This window comes from Thauera butanivorans NBRC 103042, from assembly GCF_001591165.1.
Classification (GTDB): domain Bacteria; phylum Pseudomonadota; class Gammaproteobacteria; order Burkholderiales; family Rhodocyclaceae; genus Thauera; species Thauera butanivorans.
This window is the reverse complement of the sequence record NZ_BCUG01000002.1, coordinates 157,563-171,395: the sequence shown is the minus strand read 5'-3', so window position 1 is coordinate 171,395 and position 13,833 is coordinate 157,563. Positions and strand designations below refer to the sequence as shown.

Sequence of the window (13,833 nt, the reverse complement as noted above, 5' to 3'; positions counted from 1 at the left end):
ACGCGGCGCGGGAGCGCCGGGGCGTATCGCTTATAATCGACGCTGTTGTTTCATTCAGGTTTCGCGCCGCCGCCTCATGCAGTCTCGCTCGTCCCGCCCTCAGCCCCTGCCCGAAAAGATCTCGCTGCTGCTGCAGGAGGCTCGCTGGCTGATCCTGGGCGTCATGTCCCTTTACGTCGGCCTGATCCTGCTCGGCTACAGCAAGGCCGATCCGGGCTGGTCCCATGCCTCGGACGTCGCCAGCGTGATCAACCCCGGCGGGCGCTTCGGCGCCTGGCTGGCCGACCTGCTGCTCTACCTGTTCGGGCTTTCGTCGTGGTGGTGGGTGATCTTCCTCGGCTACAGCCTGCTGTGGGGCTTCCGGCGGCTGAAGAACCGGCTGACGCTGGACCACCGGTCCTTCATCTTCGTCATGGCCGGCTTTCTCGTCGTGCTGCTGACCAGCAGCGCGCTCGAGTTCCTGCGCTTCCACGGCCACGGCGCCCAGGTGCCGCTCGCGCCGGGCGGCTTGCTGGGGATGGAGATCGGCGGGCTCACCCAGCGCTATTTCGGCTTCACTGGCGGTACCCTGCTGCTGCTCGCGCTGATGGCTTCGGGGCTGTCGCTGTTCACCGGCGTGTCCTGGCTGGCCGTGGTCGAGCGGGTGGGGCTGTTGCTGGAGCAGACCGTGTTGGCCGTGCAGCAGGGCTGGCAACGCTGGCAGGATCGCCGCGTCGGCCGCGAAGTGGCGCAGAAGCGTGAAGCGGTGGTCGAGACCCGGCGCCGCAAGACCGAGAAGGTGGCGCCTGCGCCGCTGCGCATCGAACCGCCGCTGATCGCCGTGCAGAAGTCCGAGCGCGTCGACAAGGAACGCCAGCAGACTCTGTTCGCCGATGCGAGCGCAGGCGCGATGCCGCCGCTGGCTCTGCTCGATCCGGCTTCCGGAGATGTCGAGCCGCCGTCGGCCGAAACGCTGGAATTCACCTCGCGCCTGATCGAGACCAAGCTCGGCGACTTCGGTGTCGAGGTCAAGGTGCTGGCCGCCTATCCTGGCCCGGTCATCACGCGCTACGAAATCGAGCCGGCGACCGGCGTCAAGGGCAGCCAGGTGGTCAATCTGGCCAAGGATCTGGCGCGTGCGCTGTCGCTGGTGTCGGTGCGGGTGGTCGAGACGGTGCCGGGCAAGTCCTGCATGGCGCTGGAGCTGCCCAATCCCAAGCGGCAGACGGTGCGCCTGTCCGAGATCGTCGGCTCCAAGGTCTATCACGACATGGGTTCGCCGCTCACCGTGGTGCTCGGCAAGGACATCGGCGGCCAGCCGGTGGTCGCCGACCTGGCCAAGATGCCGCACCTGCTGGTGGCCGGCACCACCGGTTCGGGCAAGTCGGTCGGCATCAACGCGATGATCCTGTCGCTGCTGTACAAGAGCGAGCCGGACCGCGTGCGGCTGATCATGGTCGACCCGAAGATGCTCGAACTGTCGATCTACGAAGGCATCCCGCATCTGCTGGCGCCTGTCGTCACCGACATGAAGCACGCGGCGAACGCGCTGAACTGGTGCGTCGCCGAAATGGACAAGCGCTACAAGCTGATGGCGGCGGTCGGCGTGCGCAACCTGTCCGGCTACAACAAGGCCGTGCTGGAGGCGCGCAAGGCCGAGATGCCGCTGACCAACCCCTTCTCGATCACGCCCGAGAACCCCGAGCCGCTCGACACGCTGCCCTACATCGTCGTCATTGTGGACGAACTGGCCGACATGATGATGGTGGTCGGCAAGAAGGTGGAAGAGTTGATTGCCCGCCTCGCGCAGAAGGCGCGCGCGGCGGGCATCCACCTGATCCTCGCCACGCAGCGGCCGTCGGTGGACGTCATCACCGGCCTGATCAAGGCCAACGTGCCGACCCGCATCGCCTTCCAGGTGTCCAGCAAGATCGACTCGCGCACCATCCTCGACCAGATGGGCGCGGAGAACCTGCTCGGCATGGGCGACATGCTCTACCTCGCGCCGGGCACCGGCCTGCCGGTACGGGTGCATGGCGCTTTTGTCGCCGACGAGGAGGTGCACAAGGTGGTGGATCACCTCAAGCGCGTCGGCCCGCCGGACTACGTCGAAGGCATCCTGTCGCAACCCGAGGACGACCTCGATGCCGCGCCCGGCGGCGGAGGCGATGGCGGCGATGGCGAGGCCGACCCGCTGTACGACCAGGCGGTCGAAGTCGTGATCAAGACCCGCCGGCCGTCGATCTCGCTGGTGCAGCGCCACCTGCGCATCGGCTACAACCGCGCGGCGCGCCTGATCGAGCAGATGGAACGTGCCGGCCTGGTGTCGGCGATGGGCAGCAACGGCAACCGCGAAGTGATCGTGCCGGCCAAGGAGAGCGAATGATGGGAATGCATTTCGGTACAGGGGCGGTGGCTCGCCGGCTTGCGGCTCGTGCCCCGGTGATCGCGCGCGTCTCGCTGGCCCTTGCATTGGCTTGTGCCGGCGCTGCCGCGCTGGCGGCGGACGGCATCGCCCAGTTGCGCCAGTTCGTGTCGGAGACGCGCAGCGCCGAAGGCGATTTCGAACAGATCGTCGTTGCCCGCTCCGGCCGCAAGCCCCAGCAGGCGTCGGGCAGCTTCGCCTATGCGCGGCCCGGGCGCTTCCATTGGGAGTACCAGCGTCCCTACCGCCAGGTACTGGTCGGCGACGGCAGCACGCTGTGGACCTGGGACCCGGACCTGAACCAGGTCACGGTGCGCGCGCTCGGCGATGCCCTGGGGGCGACGCCGGCGGCGATCCTGTTCGGCAGCGGTGACATCGAAGAGGGTTTCGTTCTTGCCGATGGCGGCAGCGATGGCGAACTGGACTGGGTCGAAGCACGCCCCAGGCAGACCGACAGCGGCTTCGAGTCCCTGCGCATCGGCCTGAAGGATGGCCGTCTGCACAGCATGGAGATGCGCGACAACTTCGGCCAGACCACGCTGATCCGCTTCACCCGGCTGCAGCCGAACCCCGACCTGGCATCCGACCGCTTCCGTTTCGAGCCGCCGGCAGGTGCCGACGTGATCGGCGAACTGCCGGGCGCGGCGGGCAGCAGCGGTGCTGCTCCGACGCGTTGACCGTGGCCGATCTGTTCGAATCCATCGCGCCGCCGCAGGTGCCGCTGGCCGAGCGCATGCGGCCGAAGTCGCTCGACGAGGTCGCAGGCCAGGCCCATCTGCTGGGCGAAGGCAAGCCCCTGCGGCTGGCCTTTGCCTCGCGCAAGCCGCATTCGATGATCCTGTGGGGACCGCCCGGCGTCGGCAAGACCACGCTCGCCCGCCTGATGGCGCAGGGCTTCGACGCCGACTTCGCCGCGCTGTCGGCGGTGTTTTCCGGGGTCAAGGAGATCCGCGAAGCGATCCAGCAGGCCCAGGCGGCGAAGGCGCGGGGGCGGCACACCATCCTGTTCGTGGATGAAGTGCATCGCTTCAACAAGTCGCAGCAGGATGCCTTCCTGCCCTATGTCGAGCAGGGTCTGGTGACCTTCATCGGCGCCACCACCGAGAACCCTTCCTTCGAAGTCAATTCGGCGCTGCTGTCGCGTGCGGCGGTCTACGTCCTCGAACCGATCGATGCCGAGGCCATGACCGCGCTGTTCGAGCGGGCGCGCCTGGCGGCATGTCCGGACCTGCCGTTCGACGACGACGCCCGCGAACGCATGATCGGTTTTGCCGACGGCGACGCGCGGCGGCTGATGAACCTGATCGAACAAGTGCAGGTGGCGGCCGAAACCGCGGGCGCGGCAAAGGTTGATGCGGCCTTCGTCGATGCCGCGCTGTCGCAGAACCTGCGCCGTTTCGACAAGGGCGGAGAAGCCTTCTACGACCAGATATCGGCGCTGCACAAATCGGTCCGGGGCTCGAACCCCGATGCCTCGCTCTACTGGCTGTGCCGGATGCTCGACGGCGGCGCGGACCCGCTCTATGTCGGCCGGCGCCTGATCCGCATGGCAGTGGAAGACATCGGCCTCGCCGACCCGCGGGCGCTCGAAATGACGCTGAACGCCTGCGCCACCTACGAGCGCCTCGGTTCTCCCGAAGGCGAACTGGCGCTGGCGCAGGCGACGATCTTCCTCGCCTGTGCGGCCAAATCGAATGCAGCCTACAAGGCCTACAATGCGGCGCGCGAATTCGTCAAACGCGACGGCTCACGCCCGGTGCCGCTGCACCTGCGCAATGCGCCGACGAAGCTGATGAAGAGTCTGGGTTACGGCAAGGCTTACCGCTATGCCCATGACGAACCGGGCGCCTATGCCGCCGGCGAGAGCTACCTGCCCGAAGGCATGGCACGTCCCGAGTGGTATCGGCCCACGCCGCGTGGCATGGAAGGCCGCATCGCGGAAAAGCTGGCCCAGTTGCGTGCGCTGGATGAAGCTGTAGAAAGCCCGAACGCCCGACCGCTTGGCAAGCAGGCGGGCGAGCGTTCGGCGTCGGATGGCGCAGCTAATGCGTCAGCGGATGATCGGCCATGAAGCGGGCGCAGACGGATTCCGCCTTGGCGGCTTTTTCCTTGTCGCCGCATTCGTTGGCACGCTCGACGAGGTCGAGCATGAAGTTGGTCAGCAGCAGGACTCCTTCGGGTGTCTGGACCAAGCCGCAAACCACTTGCGCAGCGGCGGCATCGGGGATCCCTTCATGTTCGGCAACCAGCGCGACTTCGTCGTCGGTGATGTCGCAGTAGTCCAGGCAGTCACGAATCGATAGCATATTCACTCCTCCATTGTTACGCCGTCTGATGCGGCTTGTTGATTCTTTGAACTTATCCGACAAAGCGGAAATAGCAAGTTCAATTTACGTAGGGTGAACTTTGTAAGGGATTGATTTATTTAATCGATTATTGCGGTGCGTCATTCCGGGAAGTGTTCCTTGCCTGCTCATGACCGCTGCCGAAGCATCTGCGGCTGCCCGCACGATCGAGTCCGCGACCGCAGCTCGACTGCACGCCGCACGCTTCAACTCCAGGCTTGTTTCAGGCCGATGACCCACCAACGATTTTCAGGACAACTCGATGCTCGATATCCAGCTTCTGCGTAACCAGATCGACACCGTTGCCAGCCGGCTGTCCAGCCGCGGCCTGCAACTGGACAGCGCCGCCTTCCTCGCGCTCGAGGAAGAGCGCAAGCAGCTCCAGACCCGGACCCAGGAACTGCAGGCGCGCCGCAACGCCCTGTCGAAACAGATCGGCATGCTCAAGGGCAAGGGCGAGGACGCCGGCCCGGTGATGGCCGAAGTGGCCCAGCTCGGCGACGAGTTGAAAGCCTGCGAGCAGGCCTTGCCGGGGCTGCTCGAACGCATCAACGATTTCGTCGCCCGCCTGCCCAACCTGCCGCACGAGAGCGTGCCGGTGGGCGAGGACGAGAGCGGCAACGTCGAAGTCCGCCGCTGGGGCACGCCGGCCAGCTTCGATTTCGAAGCGCGCGACCACGTCGATCTCGGCGCGCCGCTGGGGCTGGATTTCGAGACCGGCGCCAAGCTGTCGGGCTCGCGCTTCGCCTTCCTGCGCGGGCCGGTGGCGCGCCTGCACCGTGCGCTGGCGCAGTTCATGCTCGACACCCATACCCGCGAGCACGGCTATACCGAGTGCTACACGCCCTACATCGTCAACCGCGAGGCGCTGTTCGGCACCGGCCAACTGCCCAAGTTCAAGGAAGACCTGTTCTGGGTGCTGCGCGGCGGCGACGAGGAGGGCCTGGAGCAATACCTGATCCCGACCGCCGAGATCACGCTGACCAACAGCGTGCGCGAGGAAGTGCTGGCGCTCGATGCGCTGCCGATCCGGATGACGGCGCACAGCCCCTGCTTCCGCTCGGAAGCGGGCAGCGGCGGTCGCGACGTGCGCGGCATGATCCGCCAGCACCAGTTCGACAAGGTGGAAATGGTGCAGGTGGTCGAGCCCTCGACCAGCTACGAGGCGCTGGAACAGATGGTCGGCCATGCCGAAGCCATCCTGCAGAAGCTGGAACTGCCGTATCGCGTGATCACGCTATGCACCGGCGACATGGGCTTTTCGGCAAGCAAGACCTACGACCTGGAAGTCTGGCTGCCGGCGCAGAACACCTATCGCGAGATTTCGAGCTGCTCGAACTGCGAGGCTTTCCAGGCCCGCCGCATGCAGGCGCGCTTCAAGAACGCGCAGGGCAAGAACGAGCTGGTGCATACGCTCAACGGTTCCGGGCTGGCCGTCGGCCGCACGCTGGTCGCGGTGCTGGAGAACTACCAGCAGGCGGACGGCTCGATCGTGATCCCGAAAGTGCTGGTGCCCTACATGGGCGGCATCGAGCGGCTCGAACCGGCGCTCTGAGCGCCTGCTCAGTCGGCCTTGCCCAGCCGAAGGCGGGGCAAGGCCGGCCCCGCTTCGTAGGGCGGCTCCAGGCGAGCCAGGATGTCGTGGTAGCTGCGTACGTTCTCCGTCATCACCACCGCTTCGCCGCCGCGCGCCGGGCCGGATTTGAGCCGCTGGGCGTATTCCGGCCGGGACAGCAGCGGCAGCACCGATTTCATTTCCCACCACGCTCGATCGTCCTTGCCCAGCCGGCGGGCGATCGCACGGGCACCGTTCATGTGCCCCATGCCCAGGTTGTAGGCCGCCGTTGCCAGCCAGGTGCGGTCCGGTTCGTCGATTTCGTCCGGCAGCAAGCCTTTCAGCATCGCCAGGTAGCGCGCGCCGCCGAGGATGCTCTGGCGAGGGTCGAGCCGGTCGTTCACGCCCAGCCGGTCGGCCGTGTCCGCCGTCAGCATCATCATGCCGCGCACGCCGGTGAAGGAGGTGGCCTGCGGATCCCAGTGCGACTCCTGATAGGCCACCGCGGCGACGTAGCGCCAGTCGATGCCGGTCTGGGCTTCGGCCTCGTGGAAGAAGGCGCGGTAGCGGGGCAGGCGTTCCTGGATGCGGGCCAGGAAAGTGGTGATGTCGGCAGTGTTCAGACGGCGCACGTAGTCGAAGTAGCGGTCGGCCAGGCGGGCGAGGCGGCCGTCGGCCGCGGCCCGGCCGATGAAGGCGTCGACTTCGGCCGCCAGCGCGTGCTGCCCGGCCGGCAGCGCCCAGGCAATGGCCGAACGTCCCGGCAGCTCGTAGACGATTTCCAGTGCGGGATGGAGATGGGCGGCAAGCGCATAGTGCAGGCGGTCGGTGGCGACCAGGTCGAGCTTGCCTGCGGCGAGATCGGCAAGCAGTTGTTCTTCACCGGCCTTGATCGGGAAATGCACGTTGACGCCGGGACGGTGCTTGCGGATGTCCATGATCTTCTCCGCCGCCAGCGAGCCGCGGCGGGCCGAGATCGTGCGTCCGGCGAGAGACTGTTCGTCGGCCGATGCTTCCGCCTGGCCGCCGCTGCGGCCGACGACGACGTACTCCACCTCGCGCATCGGCTTCGACCATCGCAGCGGCAGGCGCCTGTTCACACCCAGGCTGGCGGCGGCCATGTGTACCTGGCCGTTGATCACCGCATCCAGCGCACGGGTGGTGTCGGGGTAGGGCACGAAAGTGACGTCGACGTCGAGCTCGTCGCCGAGCGCCAGCAGCAAGTCATGCTCGAAGCCGCTTGCCCGGCCGTTTTCGTCGAGCCGGTAGGAGATGGCATCGTGGCGAGTGGCGATGCGCAGCTCACCCAGGCTGAGGTAGTCGGCGATGCGGGGTGTTTCGGCCGGCCCGCAGGCCGCCAGCGACAAGCCCAGCAGCAGGGTCGATAGTCGTCTCGCGGCAGCGGTTTTATCGCCCCGCATTCTGCATCCACTTCGCTTCCCATGCAGCGAGCTCGGGCAGGTATTGCCCCAGCCCGCGCTGCAGTTCGGCCTCCAAGGCTTCGAACTGTGCATGCAGGGCCGTATCCACCTGCGTGGGCATGAGCGGCTGGAAGTCGATCACCATGTCGCCGGCGGGGCGGCCCGCGCGGGCGGGGAAGCCTTCGCCATCGAAGCGGACCTGGCGTGCCGATGCGCTGCCGGCCGGGATCGTCACCTTGCGCGGCCCGCCCGGGTGCGGGACGGGCACTGTCCCACCGAGCAGCAGGCGCAGCGCGCTGATCGGGCGTTGCAGCAGCAGGTCGCGCCCCTTGCGCGTGTATAGCGGGTGGGCATTCAGCCGGATGCGCAAGTGGAGATCGCCGGGCTTGCCGGAGTGTTCGGGATGGGGCTCGCCTTCGCCGCTCAGGCGCAGGCTGTCGCCGTCGACCAGCCCGGCCGGCAGGCTCACGGCCAGCCAGCGTTCACTGGTTTGCTGGCCGCTGCCTTCGCAGTCCGGACAGGCCGCGGTGCTGCGGTAGCCACGGCCGGCGCAGGCCGTGCAGCTTTGCAGGCCCTTGCCATTGCGCACCTTCCCCGAGCCGCGGCAGGGTTCGCACAGCCGGGTGAAAGTCAGCCGGATTTCGCCCGTGCCCGAGCAATGGGTGCAGCTGCTCGCCTGGCTCAGGCAGATCTGCCTGGTGCCGCCGAGGAAGGCCTCTTCCAGGTCCAGCTCCAGGTCCATGGAGCGGTCGGCGCCGCGGGGGGCCGTCTCGGCATCGGCAGGCGCATCCGTGTCCTGCCCGGAAGCAGCAGGATCGGCGTGGCCGTGTTCTTCCGCGCTGGCGTCTGCCGGCTTGAGTCCCGCGAGCAGCTTGTCGTGCGCACGGCGCAGCGCCTTGAAGTGCTCGGCGGCGGCAGGTGCCGGATTGCGGTCGGGATGCCAGCGCATTGCCAGCCGGCGAAAGGCACGCTTGACGTCGGTCGGGGTGACGCCCGGTGCCAGGCCGAGCAGTTCGTAAGCGTCGCGCATGGTGGGCATGGGGGTGGGAAGGGGGCACCGAAGCGAGAAGGCGGGGCGTATAAGCCTAAACGAATGGACGCACAAAGCAAAAGGCCCAGTCCGAAGACTGGGCCTTTGCGCGTATCTGGCGCGCCCGGAAGGATTCGAACCTCCTACCCCCTGGTTCGTAGCCAGGTACTCTATCCAGATGAGCTACGGGCGCAATCTCGAAAACGTTTATGGCCCGTCATCGAAAGGCCGGAAAAGCTGGCGCGCCCGGAAGGATTCGAACCTCCTACCCCCTGGTTCGTAGCCAGGTACTCTATCCAGATGAGCTACGGGCGCTTTTTGCTGCACTGCGAAGGAGCGGGATTATAACTGCTATTTCCGCCTCTTCAACTGTTTTTTGGCGGAGAGGGTGGGATTCGAACCCACGGTAGGCTTGCACCTACGCCTGATTTCGAGTCAGGTACATTCGACCACTCTGCCACCTCTCCGCTCGAAGCTCGGCATTATAGGGTGTTTTACAGCCAAGTAAACGCCGATGGCCGATTTTTTAGGCCGTCGTGGTCTTGGGGGACATCTCTTCCCAGGCCCGCACGGCTTCGGCAGCGTACATCAGGGCCGGCCCGCCGCCCATATAGGTGCACACGGAAAGGGTTTCCATCATCTGCTGGCGGCTGGCACCGAGCCGGATCAGCGCCTTGACGTGGAAGCCGACGCAGGCGTCGCAGCGCTGGGTGACGGCGATCGCAAGGGCGATGAGTTCCTTGTGCAGCTCGGTGAGTTCGCCTTCCTGCAGCGCCCCCTTGGCCATCGCATTGAATCCCTGCATCGTCTCCGGCGCTTCCTTGCGCAGCGTGCCGAGGGCCTTGGTGACGTCGGTGGTGATCTGGACGAAGGACTTGGACATCTCACGGGTTCCTTTATTTAGAATTTAATACAATTCTAATATTAACCTGAAACTGCTGCACGCAACCATCCATCGATGGCTGCAGCGGCTGCGCTCGGGGTGCCGGCCGCTGCGGATCAAACCGAAGGAGAGAAAAGGCTCAGTCGCGGCGCTTGTCGCACTCGATCAGCGCGTAAGCCGAGTGGTTGTGGATCGACTCGAAATTCTCCGACTCGACCACGTAGGCGTCGACCCGCAGCTCGGCATTGAGCAGGGCTGCCACGTCGCGCACCAGGTCTTCGACGAACTTGGGGTTGTCGTAGGCACGCTCGGTGACCCATTTCTCGTCCGGGCGCTTGAGCAGGCCGAAGATTTCGCACGAGGCCTGGCTTTCGACCAGTTGCACCATGTCCTCGATCCACAGGTGGTCGTTGAGCACGGCGGTGACGGTGATGTGCGAGCGCTGGTTGTGCGCGCCGTAGTCGGAGATCTTCTTCGAGCAGGGGCACAGGCTGGTCACCGGCACCACGATCTTCATCGTGAACTCGTAGCGGCCGCCTTCGCGGATCTCGCCGATGAAGGTGACTTCATAGTCCAGCAGGCTGTTCACGCCCGATACCGGCGCGGCCTTGTTGATGAAGTAGGGGAAGCTCATCTCGACGTGGCCGGTCTCCGCTTCGAGGCGTTCGACCATCATGCGCAGCATCGGCTCGAAAGATTCGACCGAGATGTCGCGCTCGTTGGTGTTCAGGATCTCGATGAAGCGCGACATGTGGGTGCCCTTGAAGTTGTGGGGCAGCCCGACGTACATGTTGAAGTTGGCGACGGTGTGCTGGACGCCGCCGGCCTTGTCGCTGACCTTGACGGGGTGGCGGATCGACTTGATGCCGACCTTGTTGATCGCGATCTGCCGGGTGTCCGCGCTGCTCTGGACGTCCGGCATGACGGCGTCGATGGGGGTATTCATGGGCGACTCTCGGGAAAGGCTGCGGAACGGAGGCCGTTCAAGTAAGAAATGCAAGCCTGTTGCAACGAGCCTGCAATCTTAGCTTTCCCGACAAAAATACTCAACTATCGGCCTGATTCACTCCGGCAATGCTGGCGAGGATGCCTGCCTCGTCGAGGCCGGCCGAGGCCAGCAGCTTGGCCTGGTCGCCATGGTCGATGAAGCGGTCGGGCAGGCCGAGGCGCAGCACGCGCGGGCGCGTTGCCAGGGTGTCGACGAAGCGCGAAACCTCGGCGCCGGCACCGCCGATGACGGCGTTCTCCTCGATCGTCACCAGCAGATCGTGGCTGGCGGCGAGCTCGGCGACCAGGGCCTCGTCGAGCGGCTTGACGAAGCGCATGTTGACCACGGTGGCGTCGAGCGTGCCGCCGACGCGTTCGGCGACGTCCACCATGCTGCCCCAGGCGAGCAGGGCGATGCGCCTGCCCTGGCGGCGGACTTCGGCCTTGCCGATCGGCAGCGCGCTCATCTTCGCCTCGGGCTTGACGCCGCGGCCGCTGCCGCGCGGGTAGCGCACGGCGGTCGGCCCGGGGTGCTGGGTGGCGGTGTAGAGCATCTGGCGGCATTCGTTCTCGTCCGCCGGCGCCATCACCACCATGTTGGGGATGCAGGCGAGGTAGGACAGGTCGTAGGCGCCATGGTGGGTCGCGCCGTCGGCGCCGACCAGGCCGCCGCGATCGATGGCGAACACCACCGGCAGGTTCTGCAGCGCAACGTCGTGGATGAGCTGGTCGTAGGCCCGCTGCAGGAAGGTGGAATAGATCGCCACCACCGGCACGAAGCCTTCACAGGCCATGCCGGCAGCGAAAGTCACCGCGTGCTGCTCGGCGATGCCGACGTCGAAATAGCGCTTCGGGTATTCCTCGGCAAAGCGCACCAGGCCGGAGCCTTCGCGCATCGCGGGCGTGATGCCGACGATGCGCGGGTCGATCGCCGCAATGTCGCACAGCCAGTCGCCGAACACCTGGGTGTAGGTCGGCTTGCCGCTGCTCTTGCCGGTCTGGATGCCCGCGGTGTGGTCGAACTTGGAGACGCCGTGGTACAGGATCGGGTCGGCCTCGGCGAGCTTGTAGCCCTGGCCCTTCTTCGTCACCACATGCAGGAACTGCGGCCCTTTCAGCCGCTTCAGGTTCTGCAGCGTCGGGATCAGCGCGTCGAGGTCGTGGCCGTCGATCGGGCCGTAGTAATGGAAGCCGAATTCCTCGAACAGGGTGCCGGGGCTGATCATGCCCTTGGCGTATTCCTCGACCTTGCGCGCCAGTTCGGCGACCGGCGGCGCCATACCCAGCACCTTCTCGCCGACGCGGCGGGCGGTGTTGTAGGTCGAGCCGGACAGCATGCGGGCGAGGATCCTGGTCAGCGCGCCGACCGGCGGCGAGATCGACATTTCGTTGTCGTTGAGGATCACCAGCAGGTCGATGTCCTCGATGTCGCCGGCGTTGTTCAGTGCCTCGAAAGCCATGCCGGCCGACATTGCGCCGTCGCCGATCACGGCGATGGCGTGGCGGTCTTCCTTCTTGTTGCGGGCGGCTACCGCCATGCCCAGTGCGGCCGAGATCGAAGTCGAGGAATGCGCGGTGCCGAAGGTGTCGTATTCGCTTTCGCAGCGCCGCGGAAAGCCCGAGATGCCGCCCCAGTGGCGCAGGCCGGCCATCGCCTCGCGGCGGCCGGTGAGCACCTTGTGGCCGTAGGTTTGGTGGCCGACGTCCCACACGATGCGGTCGTGCGGCGTGTTGAAGACACGGTGCAGCGCGATGGAGAGTTCGACGGTACCCAGGTTGGACGACAGGTGACCGCCCGTCCTGGAGACGGATTCGATCAGGAAGGCGCGCAGTTCGTCGGCAACGGCGCCGAGTTCGCGGCGGTCGAGTGCCCGAAGGTCGGCGGGGGTGCTGATGCGTTCCAGGGTGGGGTAGGCCATGTGCGGTCCGATGCAGAATCGTTGTTGTCGTGGGCGGCGGGCGTAGGTGAGCCTTGCCGCCTCAGAAGGCGCGATGCACGATGTAGTCGGCCAGCGACTCGAGGCGCCCGGCGGCATCGCCGAAGGGCCGCAGCGTCGCCCGGGCGTCGGCCAGCATGTCCTCGGCAAGGCGCCTGGCCTCGCTCAGCCCCAGCAGGCTGACGTAGGTCGGCTTGTCGTTGTCGGCATCCTTGCCGGCAGTCTTGCCCAGCGTGGCGGTGTCGGCTTCGGCGTCCAGGATGTCATCCACCACCTGGAACAGCAGCCCCACCACCTTGGCGTAGTGGTCCAGGCGCCGCATGTCGGCTTCGTCCAGCGCACGTCCGGCATGCGCACCCAGCAGCACCGACGCGCGGATCAGCGCGCCGGTCTTGTGGATGTGCATGAACTCCAGCTCTTCGCGGCTCAGCTGGAGGCCGACCGAAGCCAGGTCGATGGCCTGGCCGGCGGCCATGCCGCGCGAGCCCGATGCGCAGGCGAGCATGCCGAGCATCTTCAACTGCGTCGCGGCATCGTCGGCCACCGGCGCATCGGCCAGTGCCTGGAAGGCGAGTGTCTGCAGCGCATCCCCGACCAGCAGCGCGGTGGCTTCGTCGTATTCGATGTGCACCGTCGGCTTGCCGCGGCGCAGCACGTCGTTGTCCATGCACGGCATGTCGTCATGGACAAGCGAATAGGCGTGGATCAGCTCGACGGCGCAGGACACGCGATCCAGCCGCTCCGGCGACGCGCCCGCCAGTTCGCCCGCAGCCTGCGCCAGCAGCGGACGCACCCGCTTGCCACCGCCCAGCACTGCGTAGCGCATGGCCTGGTGCAGGCGCTGGGGGGCGAGGTCGGCGCCGGGCAGCAGCGCTTCGAGCGCCTGTTCGGTGCGCTGCTGGATGAGTCCCATCCAGTCCTGGAACGAGGGGTTGCCGTTCATTGCGTGTTGTCTCCGCCGGCAAAGTCGGAAAGCGTCTCGCCTTCGAGGATTTTCACGCGCTGTTCGGCGCCGGCCAGGGTTTCCTGGCAGTAGCGCAGCAGGCCGACCCCACGCTGATAGCGCGTAAGCGCGTCTTCGAGCGGCAGCTTGCCGGACTCCATTTCCTGCACGATGGCTTCCAGTTCGGAAACCGCGGCTTCGAAGGACTTGGGGGAGGTCGCCGACTTTGGCATGGATGAATAATCTGGCGCGGCAAAAGCGGGAAAATAACCGATCGCAGGTCTGGCGGTCAAACAGGGGCTGGCTTACACTAACCCGTTTATTTTTC

At 66.2% G+C, this 13,833-nt stretch carries 12 protein-coding genes and 3 tRNA genes; 4 read left to right on the top strand and 11 right to left on the bottom strand.

Annotation, left to right across the window (positions count from 1 at the left end):
• Positions 1–76: 76 nt before the first annotated feature.
• Genes TBU01S_RS01065 through TBU01S_RS01055 form a run of 3 tightly spaced genes read left to right on the top strand, consistent with a single transcriptional unit; the run spans position 77 to position 4,475 of the window.
• Positions 77–2,365: a DNA translocase FtsK gene (locus TBU01S_RS01065; protein WP_068634777.1), complete on the top strand. Its 2,289-nt coding sequence runs from the start codon at positions 77–79 to the stop codon at positions 2,363–2,365.
• The gene (lolA, locus tag TBU01S_RS01060) at positions 2,365–3,081 is read left to right on the top strand and encodes an outer membrane lipoprotein periplasmic chaperone LolA (RefSeq protein WP_083953396.1); all 717 of its coding nucleotides are present in this window, start codon (positions 2,365–2,367) and stop codon (positions 3,079–3,081) included. The genes TBU01S_RS01065 and lolA overlap by 1 nt, the downstream gene beginning before the upstream one ends.
• A 2-nt stretch (positions 3,082–3,083) precedes the next feature.
• Positions 3,084–4,475, top strand: coding sequence for a replication-associated recombination protein A (locus TBU01S_RS01055; protein ID WP_068634776.1), 1,392 nt, complete (start codon positions 3,084–3,086; stop codon positions 4,473–4,475).
• Here the strand turns inward: TBU01S_RS01055 and TBU01S_RS01050 are convergent.
• Positions 4,447–4,710: a hypothetical protein gene (locus tag TBU01S_RS01050; protein ID WP_068634775.1), complete on the bottom strand. Its 264-nt coding sequence runs from the start codon at positions 4,708–4,710 to the stop codon at positions 4,447–4,449. The two genes, TBU01S_RS01055 and TBU01S_RS01050, sit on opposite strands and share 29 nt — an antisense overlap.
• Before the next feature lie 301 nt (positions 4,711–5,011).
• Between TBU01S_RS01050 and serS the strand changes: the two genes are divergently transcribed.
• Positions 5,012–6,304, top strand: coding sequence for a serine--tRNA ligase (gene serS / locus TBU01S_RS01045; protein ID WP_068634774.1), 1,293 nt, complete (start codon positions 5,012–5,014; stop codon positions 6,302–6,304).
• 8 nt (positions 6,305–6,312) lie between these two features.
• Here the strand turns inward: serS and mltF are convergent, their stop codons facing one another.
• The 10 genes from mltF to TBU01S_RS00995 form a co-directional block, all read right to left on the bottom strand.
• Positions 6,313–7,725: a membrane-bound lytic murein transglycosylase MltF gene (gene mltF / locus TBU01S_RS01040; protein ID WP_068634773.1), complete on the bottom strand. Its 1,413-nt coding sequence runs from the start codon at positions 7,723–7,725 to the stop codon at positions 6,313–6,315.
• On the bottom strand, positions 7,712–8,755 hold the full coding sequence (locus TBU01S_RS01035) for a DnaJ C-terminal domain-containing protein (RefSeq protein WP_068634835.1): 1,044 nt from the start codon (positions 8,753–8,755) through the stop codon (positions 7,712–7,714). Before TBU01S_RS01035 ends, mltF begins: the two co-directional genes overlap by 14 nt.
• 116 nt (positions 8,756–8,871) lie before the next feature.
• Positions 8,872–8,948, bottom strand: a tRNA-Arg gene (locus tag TBU01S_RS01030).
• Between the two features lie 45 nt (positions 8,949–8,993).
• Positions 8,994–9,070, bottom strand: a tRNA-Arg gene (locus TBU01S_RS01025).
• A 62-nt stretch (positions 9,071–9,132) separates the two neighbouring features.
• Positions 9,133–9,222, bottom strand: a tRNA-Ser gene (locus tag TBU01S_RS01020).
• 59 nt (positions 9,223–9,281) lie between these two features.
• A complete protein-coding gene (locus TBU01S_RS01015; protein WP_068634772.1) occupies positions 9,282–9,638 on the bottom strand; it encodes a carboxymuconolactone decarboxylase family protein in 357 nt (118 codons plus the stop codon).
• Between the two features lie 139 nt (positions 9,639–9,777).
• Positions 9,778–10,584: a GTP cyclohydrolase FolE2 gene (folE2, locus tag TBU01S_RS01010; RefSeq protein WP_068634771.1), complete on the bottom strand. Its 807-nt coding sequence runs from the start codon at positions 10,582–10,584 to the stop codon at positions 9,778–9,780.
• A 100-nt stretch (positions 10,585–10,684) separates the two neighbouring features.
• Positions 10,685–12,544: a 1-deoxy-D-xylulose-5-phosphate synthase gene (gene dxs / locus TBU01S_RS01005; RefSeq protein WP_068634770.1), complete on the bottom strand. Its 1,860-nt coding sequence runs from the start codon at positions 12,542–12,544 to the stop codon at positions 10,685–10,687.
• A gap of 61 nt (positions 12,545–12,605) precedes the next feature.
• Positions 12,606–13,505: a polyprenyl synthetase family protein gene (locus TBU01S_RS01000; RefSeq protein ID WP_068634769.1), complete on the bottom strand. Its 900-nt coding sequence runs from the start codon at positions 13,503–13,505 to the stop codon at positions 12,606–12,608.
• On the bottom strand, positions 13,502–13,738 hold the full coding sequence (locus TBU01S_RS00995; RefSeq protein WP_068634768.1) for an exodeoxyribonuclease VII small subunit: 237 nt from the start codon (positions 13,736–13,738) through the stop codon (positions 13,502–13,504). Before TBU01S_RS00995 ends, TBU01S_RS01000 begins: the two co-directional genes overlap by 4 nt.
• Positions 13,739–13,833 lie beyond the last annotated feature (95 nt).